The organism is bacterium (genome assembly GCA_019912885.1).
Classification (GTDB): domain Bacteria; phylum Lernaellota; class Lernaellaia; order JACKCT01; family JACKCT01; genus JAIOHV01.
In genome coordinates, this window is record JAIOHV010000080.1 from 1 (window position 1) to 21,592 (window position 21,592).

Below are 21,592 nucleotides of genomic sequence, written 5' to 3' on the forward strand. Positions count from 1 at the left end.
CCGACGAGCCGACCGGCAACCTCGATCCGGACATGAGCGAGGAAATCCTGGCGCTCGTGCGCGACATCAACCTGCGCGGCGCGACGGTCATCCTCGCGACGCACGACCCGCACATCATCGAACGCCACCCGCGCCGCGTCATCCGCATCGTGCGCGGGCAGATCGTCGCCGATGCGGTGGGGCTGACGGCATGAGCGTCCGACCCGGTTACTTCGTCGGCCGCGCCTTCGCCAATATGCGCGCGGAGCGAACGGCGACAACGCTGACGCTGCTGGTCGTCACGATCAGCTTTCTGATTTTCGGCGCGTACATGATGCTCGGCTTCAACGTGCAGGGCTTCGTCGATCATTTTGCCGGCGAGATTCAGATCGTCTATTACCTGCGCGAGGGCGTGCCGGCGGCCGACGGCCGAAGGCTGGCGGCCGAAATCGAGCGCGAGGCGAACGTGCGGAAGGCGCGCTACATCAGCGAGCGCGAATCGCTCGACCGCCTGCGCCGTGAGCTGATCGACGCGCCCGAGCTTCTCGATGGCCTCACGGCATCGCCGATCCCCGCGTCCATCGAGGTGACGCTGGCCGCCGCCGCGCGCGACAAGGCGGGTTACGACGATCTCGTGCGCCGTTACGAGACGCGACCCATCGTCGAAAGTGTCGATGCGGGCGATGAATTCACCGATGCGTTCGCGCGCGTCGTCGCCGGCATGTGGGCGGGCGGCATTGTGATCGCCCTGTTCCTCATGCTCTCGGCGATCTTCATCGTCGCGAACACCATCCGTCTCACGATCATTCGCCGTCGCGACGAGATCGACAACATGCGCCTCGTCGGTGCCACCAACACGTTCGTCAAGACGCCGTTTCTCATCGAGGGCATCCTCGTGGGCGCGCTCGGTGCCATCCTGGCGGGCGCCACGCTCTGGGCCCTGCATTTCGCGATCGTCATGCCGTGGACGGTGACGACGTCGGTTCTGACGGTCCTGACGCGTTTTGAGCCGCGTTTCCTGCCCGCGGAATTCCTGGCCGCGGGGTTGGGACTTGGCGCTTTCGTCGGTCTGGTCGGCGCACAGCTGTCCGTCGGACGGTACCTGAAATCATGACTCGCCTCCGGCGAATCGTGCAATCTTCATTCTTCGATCTTCAATCCTCAATCCTCCTTCTCGTCTTCCTCGCGGTCGTCCTTGCCGCCGCATCCGCGCGCGCCCAACCCGCCGCGCCCACGCCCATCCCGCCGTCGGCGCAGTCCGAGGCCGAGCGTATGCGTCTTGATGCCGCGATCCGCGCCGAGACGAAAATCATGGGGGAGATCTACCAGGCCGAAGGGGCCGAATACGCGGCCATGCGCGAGCTTGCCGATCTGGAGACCCGGCTTTCCGAGGTGCAGGATCGCGCGCTACGCCTTGGCGCGCGCGTCGATACGCTCGACGCGGAACTGGCGCGCCTTGATCGAGCCGTCAACCACGGCGTCCGTTATCTGTACAAACTCACGAACCGCGCGAATGTCATAAGGATGTTGCTGCGCAGTCAGTCGCTCGAATCGTTTCTGCACCGCTGGCGTGCGGTCAAGGTGATGACCGAACGCGATCGCGGCCGCCTGCTGCGTTTTCGAGAGGCGCGAAAGGAAATCGCCGAGACGCAAGCCATGCTGGCGCGCGATACGGCGGAATTGACGGCTCTCGTGGAGTCCGCGCGTTCCGCGCAGGAGAGCCTGATCGCCCGGCGCGCGAAGCGCCACGAATTGCTTGCGCGCATCCGATCCGACCGTTCGTTGCTCGACGGCGCACGCCGCGCCGTTGACCGCGATCGCGCGCAGGCGGTAGGGCGCATCGAAAAACTCACCGTCGATCCACCCGCGGTGTTTGCGCCGTCCGGCGCCACGGGCGATTTCGCATCGCGGCAGGGCTCGCTGCGCGCGCCCGTTTCCGGCCGTGTCGTTGCGTTTTTCGGTCCGGTCGTTAACCCGAATCTCGGCACCACGACGCGCAGCAGCGGCATCGACATTGAGGCGCCCGAGGGCACCCCGGTCATCGCGCCGGCGGACGGCGTGGTGCGTTTCGCGGGGGAACTCAAGGGTTATGGCCGCGTTGTCGTGCTCGACCACGGCGACCGTTTCCACACGCTCTACGGCCACCTGAACGACATCCGCTGCAAGCAGGGTGGTCCGGTGAAGGAAGGCGCCATCATCGGCACGGTCGGCGCGACCGGCTCCCTTTCCGGCGCGCGCCTGCACTTCGAAATTCGCGCCCGCGGCGAGGCGGTGGACCCGATGGGGTGGCTGGCGCGATAGAATCCGCCTCATCGCCCAACACCACGCGCGAGCGGCAAGAGAACGCGGAAATTCGGATCAGCCGGCGGTATCGATCGCCGGGTCCGCGAACCGGTTCGCGAAACGTCGCGGCTCACGAAATGAGCGAGAGCGATACGCGATCGTGATGACCGTCAGCGAACTGGCCGGCATCAAAAGAGCGGCGATGAGCGGATTGAGAACGCCGGCGATCGCGAGAAGGGCGCCTGTCGCGTTGTAGACGAGCGAAAACGCGAGCGCCGTCCTGATCGTCCGCATCGTGCCCCGCGCGCCGTCCACAAGCTCGCGCACGAGATCAATCGACGGGTGCGTGAAGAATACGTCCGCCGCGGATAGGCTCGCCTCCGCGCCCCCGTGCACCGCCACGCCGACCGACGCCGCCTGCAGGGCCGCCGCGTCATTGACGCCGTCGCCGACCATAACGACGGTTTTCGATTTCGCGATCGACGCCACGCGCCGCGCCTTGTCCTCCGGCGACACTCCGCCGTCACCGCCGATGCCGAGCGATTCCGCAAGCCGCGCGACCGTATCGGGATGATCGCCCGAAAGAATCGACGCGCGATGCCCGTCGGCGACAAGCGACTTCACAAGCTCGGCCGCGCCGGGTTTTGGTGCGTCGCCAAGGCCGATGAGCGCGCAGGTGACGCCGTCGCGCGCGACGACAATGGGTGTCAACCCGCCCGCGGCGCACACGTCCGCGCGATCGAAAAAGCCCGCGTCGTCGATGGCCGACTCGGCGACAAACGCGCGCGTGCCGGCGGCGATCACGTGCCCGTCCACGCGCCCGGCGATGCCGTCGCCAAGGCGCTGCGACACGTTTTCGAGTTTGTGCGTCGCGCCGTTCGCGAATTCGCGCGCGATCGCCTGCGCGACGGGGTGCGTACTGCCGGTCTCCAGCGCGGCAAGCCGCGCCAGCGTCGATCGGTCGCCGCGCGTTAAGCGCACGCTCGGTTTGCCGGCGGTCAGGGTGCCGGTTTTGTCGAAGACAAAATGCATCGGAAAAGCGGTCAGCCGCTCGATGACGTCGCCGCCCTTGATGAGAATGCCGCGTCGTGCCGCGCGCCCGATCGCCGCGCTGACGGCCAGCGGCGTCGCGAGCCCAAGCGCGCACGGGCAAGTGACGATGAGAAGCGCCACCGCGTGCTCGATCGCGGCGCCCGGATCGGCGCGCCAGATGTAGAAGGTGAATAGGGCCAGGCCCAGGACCGACGCAACAAACACGCCGGCGATTTTGTCGGCCAGGCGTGTGATCGGCGCGCGCCGCCGGCCGTATTCCTCGACAAGCTCCATGAGCCGCCCGATGCGCGTGTGGCTGCCCGCGCGCGTCACCTCGACGCGGATCGGCGCGGCGAGATTCACGGCGCCCGCGTACACATCGGCGCCGCGAGAAACGGCGACCGGGCGCGTTTCGCCGGTGAGAAGCGAGAGATCGATTTCCGACTCTCCCTCGACGACGCGGCCGTCCGCGGGAAGCGATTCGCCCGCGCGCACCTCGACGACATCGCCCGGCGCGAGAGACGCGATCGACACCTCGCGGCACGCGCCGTCCGTTACGACGCGTGTCGACGTGGGCATGAGCGCGAACGTCAGCTCGGCCGCGTCGATCGCAGCGCGCTGCCGCCGCATCTGAAGGAAACGCCCGACCAGAAGCAGGAAGACAAGAACGGTGAGCGAGTCGAAATACACCTCGCCCGACGCAGTCGCGGTGCGAACGACGCCGTGGGCGAACCCCGCGGAAAGACCGACCGCGACGGGCACGTCCATGTGCAGTGTCTTCATCCGCAGCGACGAGAGCGCGCCGCGAAAGAAAATACCCGCGGCCCACAACGCGGGCAGCGACCACAGAAGGCTCGTCCAGCGGAAATACGCTCGGTATTCGTCCTCCATGCCGGAGAACATGCCGCCGTACAGCGCGAACGCGATGATCATGACGTTCATCGCCGACGCGCCCGCGACGGCCATGCGGATCATCATGCGGCGGTCGTCGCGGCGGCGCATTTCCTCGGCTTGCACGCCGCGCCACGGATGCGGCGTATAGCCGAGTGCGTCGAGCAGGCGCGCGATGTCGGACAAAGGCTTTTTCGCTGGATCGAAGACGACCGACGCCATCTGCCGCCCGAAATCCAGGCGCGATTCGATAACGCCCGGCGCGACGTTTGGCAGACGCTCCACGAGCCAGACGCACGCCGAGCAGTGCACGCCCTCCAGATACAGGTCGATCGCCGACAGCCCATCGGGCCTTCGCGCGACGTAGGCCTTGGCGAACGCCTCGTCGTCGAACTCCGCGAACGATCGCCCGCTTACCTTCGCCGTTTGTGGGCGGCCGGTGTCCGTATCCACGATGTCGTAAAAATGCGTAAGCCCCGAATCGCGCAGCATGGCGTGGACCATACGGCAGCCCGCGCAGCAGAACTGATGCTCGGCGGATGCGTCAAAAAGCGCGGCGGGAACGGGCAGGCCGCAGTGATCGCACGCGGCGGGCGGCGTTGCGGCATCGCCTCGCGGCGCGGGGGGCGCGTTCGGGCGCGCGGCGCTGGATTCGGCCGCCCCGTGCTCGTTTAGCCAGCCGATCAATGGCACACCGGTTCTGCGTCGCCCGCATCGTCGACATGCGTCGCGGCCGCGGCGTTTCGCGCCGTCTCGAACGACACCGCGCCGCGATGGACGACCGAATACACGCCCAGAACGATGAGAAGCACCGCCGCCGCCGCGGGAACGAAGCGGCGCAGCGGCCGCGTCAAAAGCCCCCATCCGGCGGCGACGCCGACAAGCCAGGGGGCGGTGCCGAGCCAGAACGCGGCCATGACGGCGACGCCCGATATCGCGCTGCCGGTCCCCGCGGCGACGAGCACGAACGCATAAAGCCAGCCGCACGGCAGGCAACCTGTGACAAGGCCGATTCCCGCGCCGCGCGTTGCGGGCGACAGGTGCGAAATGCGCGCGACGACGCGCTTGAACGGCGCGCCAAGCCGCGAGGCAATTTTCGCGGCGCCCGGTACGCGCACGTCGAGCGAAACGAGAAACGCCACGACGCCCCAGGCGACCATCAGCGAACCGGCGACGATCGCCGCGGGCCGTTCCCATCCGGCCAGGGCGCCGGCCAGGTCAAACGCGTGCCCCGCCGCGCCCGCGATCGCGCCGAGTACGGCGTAACTCACCAGACGTCCAAGCTGATACGAGCCGATCCCGAACGTTCGCGATCCGGGCGAGCTTCCCGCGCAGAACGCGGCGAGCGGCCCGCACATGCCGGCGCAGTGCGCGCCGCCCACGAGAGCCGCGACGAACACGGTGGCGACAAGGGCGATCATCCGCGATCCGCGGACGGCGCGTCATCGCCGGCCGCCGCCTGGTGGGTCGTGGACAGATCGATGCGCAACCTCGAAGTGAACGTGTCCTCGCCCCGCGTGGCCTTCACGCGAAACTCCCAAAGGCCCGGCCGCGCGCGGGGAAGCGCCGACTCGTAAACGCCGTCATGCTCGTCAAAGGAGAGGGGAAACACGACGCTCGCCAGCGCGTTGAAAAACGCGTCGGCCGTGATCGTCGCTCCGCCGATCGCCGCGCCGTTGGCGTCCGTCAGCCGGACGGATACCGGCACTTCGCTTCCTTTCGTTGCGGCCACGCCGATATGCGCCACCCAGCCCAGTTCGATGTTGCGGCGCTCCTGCTTCATGTGGTCGTCCCACGCGAGGGCTTTCTGGTAGTAGTCCTTCTCGACCGCGTGCGACGGATCGCTGCCGGCGATAAGAATCGTCACGACGTTGGCGATGACGGTCAGCGTCAGAAATCCGGCGACGAGAAACGGCCAGTACCAGCCGGCTTTGCGACAGAAGTTTTTCATGGAGCCAGCAACTCGTATTTGACGGTGGATTCAAACTTGTCGCCGTCGGCGAATCGGAAGGCGACTTCGCGCTTGCCGCCCGGCGCCATCTCGCGCGGAAAGGTCACGAAAACGCTTGTCTGAACGGTCTTTCGCGCCGGGACCGGTAGTGGATTCCGGGGTGCGACCAGCACGAAGGTCGCCGGCTCGTCGAGCGCAATCGCGAAAGTACGGTCGCGCGAGGAATTGTTCGTCACCTTCACCCGGATCTGGTTTGAGACGCGGCCGTCATCGAGCACAGAATACGGACTGCCGATGCCGCGAAGGATCCACACCTCGGCGTCGCGCCTGCTCGCCAGGCTCGCGGTGAAAAGGCCAAGCACGAGTGCCAGGATCGCCGGATAGACCACGACGCGAGGGCGAAGGAAATGCCGGTGATCTCCGGCGAGTTCGCGCTTGCTCGTGTAGGCGATCAGCCCCTCGGGTTTGCCGATCTTGCGCATGATCGCGTCGCAGGCGTCGATGCACTGCGTGCAATGGACGCACTCCATCTGCAGGCCGTCGCGGATATCGATGCCGGTGGGGCAGGTCGCGACGCACGCATGGCAGGCGATGCAGTCGCCCCACGCCGCCTCGGGATGGCTCTTGCGGTCGGTCACGCGCGCGCGCGGCTCTCCGCGTGCGGGCTTGTAACCGACGATGAGCGAATCGCGGTCGAGCAACACGGACTGCAATCGCCCGTACGGACAGGCGACAACGCACGTCTGCTCGCGAAACCACGCGAAATCCACGAACATCAGTAGCGAGGTCGTCGCCATGACCAGAAACGACGCGGGGTGTTCCAATGGCGAGCGCGTCAACCATTGCGCGAGCCGGTCGACCCCCACGAAGTACGCGAGAAAAATGTGCGCGACGACAATCGAAAGCGCGCCGTATGCGGCAAGCCGCGCCGCCGCGAGCGCGTCCTTGACCCCGCTGCTTTTGCGCGCCGCGATGCGATCGAACAGGCGCTCGATCGGGCGGAAGACGAACTCCAGGTAAACGGTTTGCGGGCACGCCCATCCGCACCACACACGGCCAAACAGGGCCGTGGCCAGGAAGACGGCGACAAGCACGGAAACCAGAAAGAGCATCAGCAACATGGTTTCCGTCGGCAGGAAGGTCACTCCGAAAAACGTGAATTCGCGCGCGGGCAGATCGAGCAGGATGAGCGGTTTTCCGTTCGCCTTGATGAACGGGATCGCGATGAATACAGCAATGAGCGACCAGGCGGCGATGAAGCGCCTTTTGTAGAATCGTCCCCGCGAGAGTTTCGACTTGATCCATCGCCGCGTGCCGTCCTCGTTCAGGGTCGGTAGGACGCGGCCGGCGGCGGTTGGCGCGGTGTCGGTGGTCATGGTTTTCTCGCGATCGTCTCCGGTGCGAATCGTCTCAGCCCGCGGCGGGTGTCGAGGCGGCGGGCGCGGCGGCGGTCTCGTCGCCGGGGATCGGTTGTCCGCTCTCGTCGAATGTCGCCAGGTTTCCCTCGGGCGCCTTGGGCGTCGCCGGCGACGTGCCGCGCAGGCTGCGCACGTACGCCGCCAGCTTCATCATTTCGTCGGGTTTGAGTTGCGTGGACCACGGGACCATGCCCTTTTCCGGCACGCCGTCATGGATCGTGCGGTAGATATCCGCGAGGCGCGCGCCGTGGATCCAGTAGTCGTCGGTCAGGTTCGGTCCGATCAGCCCGCCGCCGTCGGGTCCGTGGCAGGCCAGGCATCGCGTCGAAAAAAGTCCCTTCGCGTCGTTCAACGCAGCGGTGTCGGACACCATCGCGGCGATCCCATCCTCATCGACGGCGAGCGTCGTCTCCGGATGCGACGCGGCCCACTCTTTCATGACCAGCTCGTAATGCTCGACTTCGGACAGCCCCGGTCCGCCCGCGTGGAAAAAGGCCATGTATCCGACGGAAAACACGATGCAGAGAATGAAAATCCCCGACCACCATGTCGGCAGCGGATTGTCGTACTCCCGAATGCCGTCGTACTCGTGGTCGAGCAGCGGATCCTTTTCGCGGCCCATTTTTTTACGGCTCCTTCTTTTCGGTTGGGGCGTTCGTGTCGGTGCGATCAGCCTCGTCAAGCGGCATCCGCGCGGCCTGGCGCCATTTGGCGCGGTTGCGCCCAAGGAAAACCCAGATTGTGATGAGCGCGAATCCGGCGATCGCAAATACCAGACCGGCGTGGGCGAAGTTCTCGAATCCCGCCGCGCTCATGATCTCCGAAAGGCTCATTGGTCACCCGGCGGAACGGCCCACGCGACGGGCCTTCCCGCGGATCGGATATCCGTTCCCAGGCGCTGCAGATAAGCGATCATGGCCACGATGTCCTTGTCCGCGAGATCGCCGCGCCCGCCTTGCGACTCGATCTCCTTCGCGATCGATTCGGCCTGCGCTCGCGCCAACGCAGCGGCATGGGCGCGCGCGTTGTCGTCATACGGCACGCCGAGCCTCGACATGCCCGCGACGCGCGCGGGGATCGCATCGAAATCGATCTTGTTCGCGAGCATCCAGGGGTAGGGCGGCATGATCGACTGCGGCGTCGTGGAGCGCGGATCCTCCATGTGACGCACGTGCCACAGGTGCGGATATTTGCCACCGACGCGGTGCAGATCCGGTCCGATGCGGCGCGAGCCCCACTGGAACGGGTGGTCGTATACGAATTCGCCGGGTTTGCTGTATTCGCCGTAGCGTTCGGTCTCGGCGCGGAACGGGCGGACCATCTGGGAGTGGCAATTGTAGCACCCCTCGCCGACGTACAGGTCGCGGCCGTACAGCTCGAGCGGCGTGTAGGGCTGCACCGTCGCGATCGTCGGGACGTTCGACCGGATCAGAAACAGCGGCACGATCTCGAAGAGCGACGCGCTGATGATGGCGATCGCCGTCCAGATCGTGAATGTCAGGGGCGCGCGTTCCCACGCGCGATGCCACGCCATGGAGATGAAACGCTCGATCTTGTAGGCGAACCGGGGCACCGGCGCGCCGGAGGCTTTGAGGTCGGAGCGGAACGGCTCGTGACCGATGTAGCTTTTCGCGAGCGCGGGCGCTTCGTAAACCGGCCTTTCGTAGGTCGCCGGGCGCATGCGCCAGGTCATGAGGGTGTTGACGAGCGCCATAACCGCGCCGGTGATGTAGAGCAGGCCGCCAAGGACGCGCACCCAATACATCGGCATCAGGCGCATGACCGTCTCGACGAAATCGGGATAGACAAGCCGACCGTCCGCGTCGAACGCGCGCCACATCAAGCCCTGCGTGATGCCGGCGGTGTAGATCGCGACGATGTAAAGCAGAATGCCGATGGTCGCGATCCAGAAATGCAGTTCCGCCCACTTCGGCTTCCACATCGCTTTCGTCTGGAAGATGCGCGGCGCGAGCCAGTAGATCATGCCGAAGGTCATGAAACCGACCCAGCCGAGCGCGCCGCCGTGCACGTGCGCGATCGTCCAGTCGGTGTAGTGCGAAAGTGCGTTGACGCTCTTGATCGACATCGCCGGACCTTCGAACGTCGACATGCCGTAGAACGTGACGCCGACGACGAAGAACTTGAGAATCGGGTCTTCCGCCACCTTGTTCCACGCGCCGCGCAGCGTGAGCAGGCCGTTGATCATGCCGCCCCAGCTTGGCATCCAGAGCATGATCGAAAACAGCATGCCGAGCGTGGAGGCCCAGCTCGCGATCGCCGTGTAGTGCAAGTGGTGCGGTCCGGCCCAGATGTAGATGAAGATCAGCGACCAGAAATGCAGGATCGACAGACGGTAGGAATAGACCGGCCGCCCGGCCGCCTTCGGCAGGAAGTAATACATCAGCCCGAGAAACGGCGTCGTCAGGAAAAACGCTACCGCGTTGTGGCCGTACCACCACTGCATGAACGCGTCCTGGACGCCCGCGTAGACGGGGTAGCTTTTCCACATCGAGACCGGAAGCTCGAGGCTGTTGAAGACGTGCAAGACCGTGATCGCGATGAGCGTCGCGATATAAAACCAGATCGCGACATAAAGATGCCGCTCGCGCCGCCTGGCGACCGTGCCGAAAAAGTTGAACGCGAAGACCAGCCATACGACGGCGATCGCGATATCGATCGGCCATTCCAGTTCGGCGTATTCCTTGGATTGCGAGATGCCAAGCGGTAGCGTCACGGCAGCGGATACGATGATCGCCTGCCAACCCCAGAAATGGATCCGGGAGAGCAGGTCCGAAAACATCCTCGTCTTCAAAAGCCGCTGTGAGGAGTAATACACCGCCGTGAAGATCGCGTTGCCCGCGAAGGCGAAGATCACCGCATTCGTATGCAATGGACGCAGGCGGGAAAATGTCAGGAACCCAAGCCCGAAATTCGCTTCCGGCAGCACAAGCTGAATCGCAACGACGACGCCGACCAGCATGCCGACGACGCCCCAGACGAGCGTGACCATTAGGAATTTGCGTACGATGTCGTCGTCGTACTCGAATCGTTCGATCGTCGTGCCCGCGGTGGCCGCGGCCGTCGCCTGGTTCATGGGTGTCTCCAATGCGGTCATGGAACGGTCAGTCGGTGTAAAGGCCGGACGACCTGGCCGATACCGGGGTCACCGCCGGCGATGAGGATTTCAAGAGCGCGTTTATCTTTTCGTCCTCGAGGGCGACGGTTCGCGGGACGAAGAGGATGTCCGACTCCCGGGCGACGGAAACGTCCGCGTGGCACGGCCGCTCCACGTCCTGCACGCGCGGGAATACGAAAGACCCGTGATGATCGCCGCGGTCGCCGACCACGAACGAACCCTCGGATCCCCGAAACCGGAGCGCCCCGTCGATGACGAAAAACACGCCGTAGGGAATCTGGTCCGTGTAGATGAGAAACTGCCCGGCCGGCACGCGCATGCGCGTGACCGCCGGGTGAGCGAGAAGGCGCGCCGCGAACTCCTCGCGAGCGTCTGCGTGATGCGGTAAACTGGACATGCGTTCGACCCCTCCGGTGGCGAGAACGGCCGGAGTTTACAAAACCGCGAAATTCGCGCGATGCGATTCGTCAAATATTGACTTGACTTGGATCAAGTCGTCGGGTTTGCTATGGCCGCCATGAACGATGCGAAAGGTCCGAAAACAATCCCCCTGACCGTCAATATCTCTTGCTTCACGTGCCAGGGGCGCGCGCGCAGCGAGTGGTGCAATCTGTCCGATGAGGATCTCGCCATCCTCGACCGCCACAAAATGGCGAACACCTACAAGGCCGGGCAGATCATTTTCTATCAGGGCAATCCCTGCCTCGGGATTTATTGCGTCGAGTCCGGAACGATCGCGATCCGCAAGAGCGATCATCAGGGCAATTCCGCGCTGGTGCGCATGGCGCACGGCGGGCAGACGCTCGGGTATCGCGCGTATTTTTCAGGTGGCCCTTACACGGCAAGCGCCGAGGCTCTCGATTCCGCGCACGTGTGCTTCATCGAAAAGGAGGGGGTCAGCAAGCTTTTGGCTCGCAATCCCAATCTGGGGCTCCAGTTCCTGTCGCGCATGGCCGAAGATCTGAGGGAGGCCGAGGACGCGCGTTTGCAGTTCACCGTCCTGTCGGTTCGCGCGCGCATCGCCCATCTTTTGCTCACGCTCAAGGAGCGCTACGGCAGCGCCGACGACGACGGCAACATCGTGATCGAATTGCCGATGGGCCGGCGCGACATCGCCGACATGGTTGGCACGCGCCCGGAAACTGTCGCGCGCAACATCCAGTCGCTGCACCGCGACGGCGTCGCGTTTTTCCACGGGCGCGAGGTCATCGTGCCGGATCTGGACGCGCTGCTCGACGAGATCGAACTGGCCGAATCCGCCTAGCGCTGCTTCGCGCGCCGCGCGCGGATGACCGACACGATCGTATTCCCGAAAAACAGCAGGATCGCCAGCGCGTTGCCGATCGCACCGGCTTGCCGTCCGGCGGGCCAGGCAAGAAGGTCCGCGGCGATGCGAAGCGCGAGCGAGGCGTGCAGCAATCCCAGGTGCGCCCAAAAGCGCGGCGCGAACGGCAGATCGATTTTCAGCACGCCCGGCAGGATGATCGGCGCGTGGCCGAACACCATCGAAAATACGAATCCGAGAAAGATCGCGTGCCACGCCGCGTCGTACGCCGGGCCCGCGGTGGTCTTGCCCATCGCGATCGCGAACAGGCCGCCTGCGACGAGCCAGACGTAGCCGGGGATGAGCGCGGCGGCGACAAAGCGCGCCAAGCCTTCGCGCCGAAGCGAGGCGCGCGCGAGATCGTAACGCAAAAGCCAAACGCCCGCGCCGGCGTACGCGGCGCCAAGGGCCGCGATCGCGCCGGGGATCTTGAAAAGCGCCGCCACGCCCGCCGCGCCGGCAAGGCCGAGCGCCGCGAGAAACAGATTCGTCGTTTGTCTGGTCAGCCTGGAATAGCGCGCCAGTTCCAGGCGTTCGCCGCAGATCGTCAGCACGAGAAACAGCGACCACGCGGGCACGATGTCGAACACGGGGCGGTTGGCCGCGAAAAAAATGTTGCCCGCCGCGAAGAAGAGCGCGCCGCCCGCCATGATGCGCGCGGGTAATGTCGGATGCCGGCGGGCCAGATCGATGGAGACGAGCGCGAACACGATGCCGCCGCCGGCGAAGGCGAGCGCGCCGGCGTTGGCCTGTCCGGCTATAAGAAGCAGGCCGCCCGCGGCGGTCAGGAACGGCGCCAGATACGCCGGCAGCGCCTTGCGCGCCGCGGCGCGCTCCATGCCGATCAGCGTGCCGAGGAACGCCGCCACCATCAACGGGCCGTGCGCCGCGATCCAGTCCGGCCGAACGCTCAGGGGTACGCCGACGCGCGTGAGCCCCGCCCACATGCCGACGAGCAGCGCCGCGACGGCGGCGAGCATGAACGGAGGCCGCGCCTTGGGAGGGAGATCGATCAAAACGGCACGCCGCGGACGAGCATCACCGCGAGCACGATGACGAGCAGCGTGAGAATCCCGTTAGCGCGGCCGAGGATCGACGCCCTTCGGCGAAGCCTGGCCGTTTCCGGCGCGTCGGGGCGCGTCTTCATGGCGTCTATCGCGCGCGGCCCGAGCGACAGGTCGTGATACGCCTCGATAACCAGCAGGATCAGCACGAGAACGATTTTCGCCGCGAGCACGTGGCCGAACGGCCCCGACCAGAAATCAGCGGAAATAAGGTTTTCGAAGCTACCTGCGCGAAAACGCGCGTTGAACACGCCGGTCACGACGAGCGTCGCGAGGGCTATCCAGGCGACGCGCATGTACCGGGTCGCGACGGCGTCCACGAGTTCGACGGCGCGCGGTTTGAATGCCGGCATCCTGGAGACCGGCACGACGACGGCCACCAGAAACACGATGCCGCCGGCCCACGTCATCGCGGCCAGCAGATGAACGACGACCGAAAGCGAGTAGAGAACGGCCACGAAACGCACCCCCGAACAAGATAAGGTCCGCGCCGAACGCACGGACAAACGAGCGTGAAAATTTGCGTTGACGCGCACGAGTCGTCAAGGCGCGAGTGTCGGGTTTGTGTCGCGGAATGCGGCGGGGGCGCGCGCTAAACGCCGGCGACCGAACGCAAGGCCGGCCGCGCGCTTCGGACCCGTCGCAACCGGGCCTCGATGAGCGCCGCCATGACGGCGGAGACGCCGTAGAGCAAATCCTGCTCCTCGCCCCCGAACGCGTTGCCGAATTCGGAGTACATCGTCAGAACCGCGACCGGATCCCCCGTCGCGACGACGGGCACCGAAAGCGCGAGCCGGTATTGCTCCGCAAGACCGTTGGAGCCGCGAAACTCCGCGGCGTCCGGCCTGGTCACCGTCGGCGTTCGCGCGTTGTAGACCCAACCGGTTACGCCGGCACCCGCCGGTACGCTGTTGGACCGAAGCGGCCCGACATCCAGGCCATGCACGAAACGCGGTTCGAGATTTTCTCGCCGCTCGTCGGGCAGATAAACGACAAGTGCGGAATAGGCGACCACGGTCGCGACCACCGCGGCCAACTCATGGAGCGTCGCCTCGAGGTCGGCATCCGCGGAAAAGATGCGCGTCAGGCCGTTGAATAACGCCAGTTCGCGCTCGCTTGTCGGCGCGGGCTTGTCCGGTTCCGCGAAAAAGTCGAGATCGAGCTTCGTCGCGCGCACGATGTCGATGATGCGGCTGTCGACCATCTCCACCTCGTGGTCGAGCTCGTCGATGTGCCGCAAAAACACGGCGCCGATGTGCGGATCGATCGACTGGCCAAGCTCGGAAGCCATGATCTGCAGCGCGCGCTCGCGCTCCATGCGCGCGCGGTAAGGACGCGACGAACGGATCGCGTCGTAGATATCCGCAACCGTGATGATGCGCGAATCGAGCGGAATCTCCTCGCCCGCGAGCCCGTCGGGATACCCGCCGCCGTTCCACTTCTCGTGATGGTGGCGGACGATCTTCGCGACGGGAAAGGGGATCGGCAGATTTCTCAGCATCTCCGCGCCGATGATCGAGTGCGACTGCATCACAAGAAACTCGCGGTCGGAATATTTGCCGGGCTTTTTCAGGATCGCGTCCGGGATGGCGATCTTGCCGATGTCGTGCACCAGCGCCGCGAACGAAAGCCCGGTCAGATGTTCCTCGTCCACGATGCCGAGCTTTCGCGCGAGCCCCACCGCGAGGTGCCGCACGCGGTGGACGTGCCCGTGCGTGTGCGGGTCCTTGGCGTCGATGGCGAGCGCGAGGGATTCAAACGTGGAAAGATGCAGTTTTTCCAGCTCGTCGATGTGCTTGATCGCATCCTCCTCCTTTTGCAGGTAGATGCGCTGCGAGAAGATGACGAGGATGCCGATCGGGATCGTCACCAGGAATCCAAGCTCGCTTTCGATGGAATCCATGATCAGAAGCAACGTCGCGATCGAGCCTGACGTCATGTATCCGATGCCGGTTTGCAGGAAATTGCGCGCCCAGAACGTGAAAACGTTTTGCGGCTCGGTGATGCAGATCGCGATCGCCACGGTGCCCGTGTTCAAGACGTAATACGCGAGCGTAACGCCGATGATGGGAAGAACAAAATCCGCCGACGACTGGATGCCGTGCGGCGTCAGCGCCTGAAAGAGAATGTAGGCGCCGAAAACGGATAGGACGCCGGAGGCCATGTTGAAAGGCAATTTGAACAGGTGATCGCGCGTGCGCAGCTTGCGCGTGCGGAAGCCGTTCAATGTCATGATGGCCTTGCCGACGGCGTCCACGATCGCCGCGGGCAAAGGGCCGTAAAGAATGAGAATCGTGAACACGAACGCCGTGTCCACGGAGAAATGCACTTTGGAATAGGGGATCTTGACGACGAAGGGCGAGGCGGCCAGGGACAGCGCGACGTAAACGGCGAACGAAAAGTCCGGCGCGCGTTCGAGCGAAACGGTCGAAACGCCGACGATCACCGCGAGCGCCGCCGCGATCATGAACAGAACGTAAAGGCGCGCCGCGCGAGGAAGGGCCTTAAACGCCATCGCGCCGCCCCCGAACGTTTGCCGCCCGGACAGGCAGGTTCGGTCCGGTTATCTCACCTGAGACAATCGTTCTCAAATCCACGAATTCTCCCCGATACTTCTATCGGGTCAAATCGTGATCTCCGTTAGCGTCGGGTGCGTGACCAGGATCAATCGGACGATGGACGCAAGCCGAGGGCAAAAAATCGGCGGGCGGCTCTCGCGGGCCGCCCGCCGGACGATCGGGTTTCGGTCGCTTTAAAAAACGCGGCGGATCAGCCGAACAGGTTGAAGAACCAGTCGAACGAGAAGCCCGTCCAGGCGACGCCCGCCACGGTCATGTCCGCGTCGTTGGACGCGAAGAGGTTGAAGAACCAGTCCAACGAGAAGCCGGTCCAGGCCACACCGGAGACGTCCGTCGGCTGGAGTTCGGCGATCACGTCGCTCGCGTTGTTCATCGGAACGTCGGCGAGCAGAAGGAACAGGAGCTCGCAGGCGAAAACGACGGCCACGAGCAGGGCGAAACGCTTGGTGTTGTTCCGCCGATTCGAAAGATGCCTCACCATATCTCGACCTCCTTTGGGTGACGCGCTCAGTAGCCAGGGGCTCGTGAGCCCCTAGCCGCGAAGCTGGTATTTCCGTTGACGATGAAAGCGCCCCACGCGCTTTAAAACATCATCCCGTTTGAAACGATTTCGCGTTAACGTATGCTGCCGATCCGCCGCGGCTAACGGCCTCCGCGAATGCGGACGGGCTTTTTTTCTGGAAAAGCGATGTCACTAACAAAGTGAGGTTATTCCATAAGCCGGAAATCCGGCATTTTCAAGAAAAAACAATGGCTTATCCTGCCAAAAATATGACATTACTTGAGGAAATTAAAAAACAGAAGAACAAGAAGTAATAATAGTAAAAATATAAATTTTATAGATATTAGAAGTCAGTTTTGATGCTTTTTAGGCTGGCTTTTCCGGAAGAAGCGACCGGGCGTCACCGCACGCGATCCCTTCCTTCGCCATCGGCGAACTCCGTTTTAGCTTCGCTACACCGTATGCACGACGGGAAAAGACGACGCTGGCCACGGGCGGCGTTTGTGTGGAAAATAGCCTTCGCCCCGTTGCCCGGGGCCGCGTTACGTCAGCGAACGGGCGGGTCGCTACGAGAGGAAGATGACCGAACGTCGAAAAAACCGGCGGATTCCGTATAAAGCCCCAATGGAAATCGCTGCGGGGAAGCGGCGTCTGGACGGATATTTCCGCGACATTTCCTCCGATGGCGCGCTGGTCGCGGCAAGCGAAGACATCGCCGTCGGCGAGCGCATCCGCATGATCGGGGAGATCAATGCCGCGAGCGTTCGGCGCTCGGGAACGGTGCGTTGGACGCGCCACCTCGGGTTGCCCCCGCACGCGCCGGGGCCGGCGGTCGAATTCGGGGTGCATTTCGACGATGACACGGGCGGCGCCTGGAGCGACGCCGTCGCGAAACACGAGGCGGCTTTCGTGGAGCGTCGCGCGTTCGGACGCCCCAAGCGGACCCTGCGCGTCGTCTACGTCGGCCCCAACGCGTTTCTCGAGGAATCGCGGATGGAGAGCTTCACGGCCGATATCGGGCGCGGCGGCGCCTATGTCGTGGCCCGGCGCGCGTTGCCGCTCAATGCGCGCGTCGATATCGAGGCGCGCGACGATTCGGCGCGCGCGTCATTTGCCGTGCAGGCTCGGGTGGCGTCGGTCGTTTCGGAGGAGCGCGCGACGCGCCTCGGAACGCCGCCGGGATTCGGCCTCGAGTTCATCACGTTTCACGACGAGGGCGCGGCGCACTTCGCCGCCTACCTCGAGCGCGTGGCAAGTCCCGCGGGCGGCGCGCATGGCGCCGAGTCGGGCAACGAATGAATCTTCCGGAAATCCCTCAAATCGATATCGACGAAGCTCGCCGGCGACTGAGCGAGGGGAAGACGTTGTTTGTCGACGTGCGCGATCCGATGTCGTTCAACCGCGCGCGCGTGCCGGGGGCGCTGCGCGTCAGCGACGCCAACGTCGAGGAATTCGTGCGGGAGACGGACAAGGAACGGTGCCTCATCGTCTATTGTTACCATGGCCATACGAGCCTTGGCGGCGCCGCGTATTTTCTGGATCAAGGTTTCCGCGAGGTTTACAGCATGATCGGCGGGTTCGAGGCGTGGAGGATGAACAACCCCGTTGAAACTGGCTGATCGCCGCCACGCCTGGCCACGCCTTTCGGGCGCGAAACCCTCAGGTTTGTGCACGGTCGCTTGTGCGATGGGCGACCCAGAGCGAAACCATCAGGACCATGGCCGAAAAACCGAGGTAGAGATAGGTCCGCACCGGCTGATAGTGCAGCACGACTTCGTACTCCCCGCGATTGCGCAAATACACGGCCAACAGCCCGTCGCGATCCACGACGGGATCGCCCGTGCTCGAACGAAACGAGTGATGAAAATTCTGATTTACAATCAGGTACCCGGGTGTTTTGACGTCCACCTGAACCAAGACCGAGTTTGACCGCGTCGCGTTTGTGATGACCTTGTTTTGCGGCGCCGCGAACCACGCCTCGCCTCGGTAGCCGGGATTCGGAATGCTGCGCCCGTCCGGCAATATGAAATCGCGCGGGATCGCCGCCTCCGGGTAGGCGATATCGTTGTACCAGTCGATCGTTCCCACGTTGCGCCGCATGTTGAGGTAGTAGTTGAGTTCGTCGGGCCGACCCATCTCGCGCAGGTGCGCGTGCTTCGCGTTGTCGGCGCGCACGGCGGCAAGCCCGCGGCGCGCGATTTCTTCGGTGCGCGCGGAGAGAACCTGATGGAACGAGGGAGCCAAGGGTAGTTCGGGAAGGACACGCGAAAACCCAACGGCAAAGCACACGCGGTTAAGGAAAAACGGGTGCGCGAGCGCCGCCACGGCGATCGCAATGAGTGCGTAACGCGCGTTGCGCGTTTGGACCCGGCGTGACGCGGTTTCGATGAACGCCGCCGCCAGGAGAATGACAAAAAGCGCGATAGAAGGATTCAGGTACTTGATCGGCTGGTTCACGAATCGCATCGTGGGCAAGCCGCGGAAAAACCACAGATAGATATCCGGGCCCGGCCAATGCGGACCGAAGGCGGCCAGTGTCACGATGGCCGCCATGCCGATGAGCGGAGCGTAGCGGCGGCGGTTTGTGATCGCGCCGGCGACGGCGAAAAGCGGTAAGAGATATCCAAGCCCTAGATACCCGTATTCCAGGTGCGCCGGCTGACCATCCGCGCCATATTCGGCGTAAAGCGGCGCGCGGCCGGTGAGTCCGGCCAGAAACTCGCCCGCGGAATTGTAGAAATTCCAGCGGTCGGCGTAGACTTTTTCCTCGACCCCGGCATTCGGGAAGTTCATCCGACGATATTTCCCCTGATTCGCCAGGTCCGTCGTTGCGGCGATGCGCCCAAATCCCACGCCGATCGCGACGCCCACGACGAGAACCGCGGCGAGAATCCGGTGGCGCTCGCTCGCGATCGAACGGCGAATGGCCGGTAGGGACGCCACGCCAAGCAGAGCGATGACGCAAAGGAAGCGAGCGATGGGCGGCCGATGCGCCGCGCCCGCGGTCGATATCAACGCCAGAAGCCCCGGCGTCAGCCACGCCCATGCTACCGATAAATTTCCCCGGCGTGCCGCGGCCTGCGCGACGATAAACACAAGCCACATCGCCGCGACGAGCAGCGTGAACCGGTACAGAAAAAACGGGCCGCTCAGGAATAAACCCATCGCGACTCCCGCGTAGATGCGCTCGCGCGTTCGCAGTCGGTCGTCGAGAATCACCCAAAGCATCGCCGGCGCCACGAGCATGAAAAAGACGGTCATGCCCTCGACGGCCTGATTCGCCATCCATCCGAAAAAGGCGAAGGCGACCCCCGCGAAAAGCGAGGGGACGAAAGACAGGGACATCACGCGCCGCGCCAGGCAATAGGTTCCCATCGCGCCGATCCACGCGCAGAACACGGCAAGCAATTTGTATCCGACGATATCGCCAAACACGAGGACGATCAGCACAAACGGCATCAGCGAGGCTTCCACCGGGTCGGCGATAATCGGATAGCCACCGCCGAGGTACGGTGTGCGCAGCGCGAATTCCCCGAAGGTCCGGACCGAATGCGCCTGGTGCGCGTAGCGGAAAAAGGCGTTGATGACATCGGCGTCGCGAAAGGGATCGCCCGATCCCAGCCCCTGTGGAACCGCGAACATGGGTGCGTAAAAAGCAGCCACCGCGACCATCAACACGATGGAAACGAACGCATTGCGCGGTCGGCTTCCCTGGCGGATTTGTTCGGACGACGACATTCCGGATCATCGTCCCGGTGCGGCCGCACGGCGAGGACGCGGATGCCAATGCGCGATGATTTCGAAAAACGGGAAGCGATGCGGCGGGGAAAATGGCGAGAAAAACAATTGGGCGGATGATGGACGGTGTCCGGCCGCGGGCCGGCCCGAAGCGAAAAGGTTCCCTGTTCGCGTGTCAGAAGCGACAGAACGCGCCATGAAATTTTTGCCGAGCCCTTGCAAACGCCGCGACGCGGCCGTTCAATTTATGTACGGAAAATTGTGCCGGAAACGCGCGGCCGCAACAATCGTCCGGCGGGGACGGGATCGAAATTTCCCGAGGCGGGGGGATCAGCCGCCGGGGACGAGCACGAGCTTGCCCGTCGTCTCGCCGGACTCAAGGCTGCGGTGTGCCTCGCCCGCCTCGGCGAGGGGGAAAGTTCGCGTCGGCGCCGGCGCAATCCGCCCCTGCGCCGCCCATTCGAGAAGCCGCTCCATGAACGCGGCGAGCAGTTCGCGCCTCTCGTACATGCAGGAGAGGTTGAATCCGTGGACACTCTTGTTGTCGATCGTTAGCTTCATCGGATTGTAACGGGGCATGCGTAGAAGTCCCCAGATGATGCGCGGCCAGTCGGGTTTTCCGCGTCCCGGTTTCATCATCGACGCGAGGCCGAAACTGACGAGCTGCCCGCCGGGCCGAAGCGCCGCGTACCCGCCACGCAACGTCTTGTAGCCGATCGCGTCGCAAACGACGTCGTAGCCTTCCGGCACGATTTGGGCCGCGCGCCGCCAGAGGTTTTCCGCCGACCGGTCGATCACCGCCTCGGCGCCGAGCGCACGGACGGCGTCGATCTTGTGCGCCGATCCGACGACACCGATCGCGCGGAATCCGCCGATACGGCAAAGCTGCATGAGCGCCTGGCCGACGCCGCCCGCCGCGGAATGCACGAGCACCGCGCCGCCCGCGCGCGGGCCGCCAAGCTCAAACAGCGCGTAATAGGCCGTCAGAAAAACCACCGCGAAGCCCGCCGCGTCGTTTATCGACCAGTCCGGCGGAACGCGAAAAACGGCGTCTCGCGGAACGACGACGTGCGCGGCGTATCCGCCGAATAGCGTCAGCGCCATGACCCGCTCGTCGAGCGCGAGATCGTTCACTCCCGGGCCGATTTCGTCCACGCGTCCCGCGACCTCGAATCCCGGCGTGATCGGCCATCCGACGAGTTTCCTGGCCGCGCGATAAAGGCCCATCCGCACGGCGGTATCGGCGAAGTTGACGCCGATCGCCTCGACGCGGATGCGTACCTCCCCCTCGCCGGGTTCCGCGATCGGTTCCTCGACAAGCTCGAGCCTGTCGTACGCGCCCGGCCTGCGGACGACGATGCGGTGCGTGAGAGGCAATTAGATTTTCACCTTGCCGAGCAGGATGTCCTTGTACATCACCCAGTCGCCGAGAAAGCTGTAGAGGGGCTGTTTGAAGGAGGCGGGTTTGTTCTTCTCGTAAAAGAAGTGACCGACCCAGGCAAAGCCGTAGCCGCACAAAAGCGCGATGCCGACAAGCCACCATGTGCCCGTCACGAAAGCCCCCGCGACGCAAACGAGCGCAAGGGAACTGCCGGCAAAGTGCAGGCGCCGGCACGTCCTGTTCGAGTGCTCGGACAAATAGAAGGGATAAAACTCGCGAAACGTCGCGTAACGCTGCGCCATATCGAGTCCTCG

Annotated in this window: 21 protein-coding genes; 6 read left to right on the forward strand and 15 right to left on the reverse strand. The window is 64.4% G+C overall.

All coding sequences use genetic code 11. The annotated features are described in order from the left end of the window. The 3 genes from K8I61_06615 to K8I61_06625 all read left to right on the forward strand — a co-directional run. On the forward strand, positions 1-194 hold a 194-nt coding region (locus K8I61_06615), incomplete at its 5' end, for a cell division ATP-binding protein FtsE (protein MBZ0271690.1). Further along, positions 191-1,093, forward strand: coding sequence for an ABC transporter permease (locus K8I61_06620; protein MBZ0271691.1), 903 nt, complete (start codon positions 191-193; stop codon positions 1,091-1,093). The genes K8I61_06615 and K8I61_06620, both read left to right, overlap by 4 nt. After that, positions 1,090-2,280, forward strand: a complete 1,191-nt coding sequence (locus K8I61_06625; protein MBZ0271692.1) for a peptidoglycan DD-metalloendopeptidase family protein — start codon at positions 1,090-1,092, stop codon at positions 2,278-2,280. The genes K8I61_06620 and K8I61_06625 overlap by 4 nt, the downstream gene beginning before the upstream one ends. 57 nt (positions 2,281-2,337) lie before the next feature. Here the strand turns inward: K8I61_06625 and K8I61_06630 are convergent, their stop codons facing one another. The 8 genes from K8I61_06630 to K8I61_06665 are packed head-to-tail and all read right to left on the reverse strand — an operon-like array spanning position 2,338 to position 11,087. Next, the gene (locus K8I61_06630; GenBank protein ID MBZ0271693.1) at positions 2,338-4,878 is read right to left on the reverse strand and encodes a heavy metal translocating P-type ATPase; all 2,541 of its coding nucleotides are present in this window, start codon (positions 4,876-4,878) and stop codon (positions 2,338-2,340) included. Continuing rightward, positions 4,869-5,606, reverse strand: coding sequence for a sulfite exporter TauE/SafE family protein (locus K8I61_06635; protein MBZ0271694.1), 738 nt, complete (start codon positions 5,604-5,606; stop codon positions 4,869-4,871). Before K8I61_06635 ends, K8I61_06630 begins: the two co-directional genes overlap by 10 nt. Next, positions 5,603-6,136, reverse strand: a complete 534-nt coding sequence (locus K8I61_06640) for a FixH family protein (GenBank protein ID MBZ0271695.1) — start codon at positions 6,134-6,136, stop codon at positions 5,603-5,605. Before K8I61_06640 ends, K8I61_06635 begins: the two co-directional genes overlap by 4 nt. Next, positions 6,133-7,512 (reverse strand): cytochrome c oxidase accessory protein CcoG, encoded by a 1,380-nt coding sequence (gene ccoG / locus K8I61_06645; protein ID MBZ0271696.1) that lies wholly within the window; start codon positions 7,510-7,512, stop codon positions 6,133-6,135. The genes K8I61_06640 and ccoG overlap by 4 nt, the downstream gene beginning before the upstream one ends. Before the next feature lie 34 nt (positions 7,513-7,546). Beyond that, on the reverse strand, positions 7,547-8,176 hold the full coding sequence (locus tag K8I61_06650) for a c-type cytochrome (GenBank protein MBZ0271697.1): 630 nt from the start codon (positions 8,174-8,176) through the stop codon (positions 7,547-7,549). Positions 8,177-8,180: 4 nt separating this feature from the next. Beyond that, the gene (locus K8I61_06655; protein ID MBZ0271698.1) at positions 8,181-8,387 is read right to left on the reverse strand and encodes a cbb3-type cytochrome c oxidase subunit 3; all 207 of its coding nucleotides are present in this window, start codon (positions 8,385-8,387) and stop codon (positions 8,181-8,183) included. After that, a complete protein-coding gene (ccoN, locus tag K8I61_06660) occupies positions 8,384-10,648 on the reverse strand; it encodes a cytochrome-c oxidase, cbb3-type subunit I (protein MBZ0271699.1) in 2,265 nt (754 codons plus the stop codon). The genes K8I61_06655 and ccoN overlap by 4 nt, the downstream gene beginning before the upstream one ends. A 28-nt stretch (positions 10,649-10,676) precedes the next feature. After that, a complete protein-coding gene (locus tag K8I61_06665) occupies positions 10,677-11,087 on the reverse strand; it encodes a hypothetical protein (GenBank protein MBZ0271700.1) in 411 nt (136 codons plus the stop codon). 120 nt (positions 11,088-11,207) lie between these two features. Between K8I61_06665 and K8I61_06670 the strand changes: the two genes are divergently transcribed. Further along, on the forward strand, positions 11,208-11,954 hold the full coding sequence (locus K8I61_06670) for a Crp/Fnr family transcriptional regulator (GenBank protein MBZ0271701.1): 747 nt from the start codon (positions 11,208-11,210) through the stop codon (positions 11,952-11,954). On the opposite strand, the gene K8I61_06675 is transcribed toward K8I61_06670, so the two are convergent. The 4 genes from K8I61_06675 to K8I61_06690 form a co-directional block, all read right to left on the reverse strand. After that, positions 11,951-12,994: a hypothetical protein gene (locus tag K8I61_06675; protein MBZ0271702.1), complete on the reverse strand. Its 1,044-nt coding sequence runs from the start codon at positions 12,992-12,994 to the stop codon at positions 11,951-11,953. The genes K8I61_06670 and K8I61_06675 overlap by 4 nt on opposite strands. A 32-nt stretch (positions 12,995-13,026) precedes the next feature. After that, positions 13,027-13,536 carry a CopD family protein gene (locus K8I61_06680; protein ID MBZ0271703.1) on the reverse strand — a complete coding sequence of 170 codons (510 nt, stop codon included), beginning with the start codon at positions 13,534-13,536 and terminating at the stop codon, positions 13,027-13,029. Positions 13,537-13,670: 134 nt separating this feature from the next. Beyond that, on the reverse strand, positions 13,671-15,593 hold the full coding sequence (locus K8I61_06685; protein MBZ0271704.1) for an HD domain-containing protein: 1,923 nt from the start codon (positions 15,591-15,593) through the stop codon (positions 13,671-13,673). A gap of 254 nt (positions 15,594-15,847) precedes the next feature. Next, positions 15,848-16,138: a hypothetical protein gene (locus tag K8I61_06690; protein ID MBZ0271705.1), complete on the reverse strand. Its 291-nt coding sequence runs from the start codon at positions 16,136-16,138 to the stop codon at positions 15,848-15,850. Positions 16,139-16,738: 600 nt separating this feature from the next. Here K8I61_06690 and K8I61_06695 point away from each other — a divergent pair. Further along, entirely contained in the window at positions 16,739-17,458 is a 720-nt protein-coding gene (locus K8I61_06695) for a PilZ domain-containing protein (protein ID MBZ0271706.1), read from the forward strand. Then, entirely contained in the window at positions 17,455-17,778 is a 324-nt protein-coding gene (gene glpE, locus K8I61_06700) for a thiosulfate sulfurtransferase GlpE (GenBank protein MBZ0271707.1), read from the forward strand. The genes K8I61_06695 and glpE overlap by 4 nt, the downstream gene beginning before the upstream one ends. A 40-nt stretch (positions 17,779-17,818) precedes the next feature. Here glpE and K8I61_06705 read toward each other — a convergent pair whose 3' ends face one another. From K8I61_06705 to K8I61_06715, 3 genes are all read right to left on the reverse strand, one after another. Beyond that, positions 17,819-19,897, reverse strand: a complete 2,079-nt coding sequence (locus K8I61_06705; GenBank protein ID MBZ0271708.1) for a hypothetical protein — start codon at positions 19,895-19,897, stop codon at positions 17,819-17,821. A gap of 330 nt (positions 19,898-20,227) precedes the next feature. Beyond that, complete coding sequence (locus K8I61_06710; GenBank protein ID MBZ0271709.1) at positions 20,228-21,274, reverse strand: medium chain dehydrogenase/reductase family protein; 1,047 nt, start codon at positions 21,272-21,274, stop codon at positions 20,228-20,230. Beyond that, positions 21,275-21,580, reverse strand: a complete 306-nt coding sequence (locus tag K8I61_06715) for a DUF962 domain-containing protein (GenBank protein ID MBZ0271710.1) — start codon at positions 21,578-21,580, stop codon at positions 21,275-21,277. Positions 21,581-21,592: the final 12 nt, after the last annotated feature.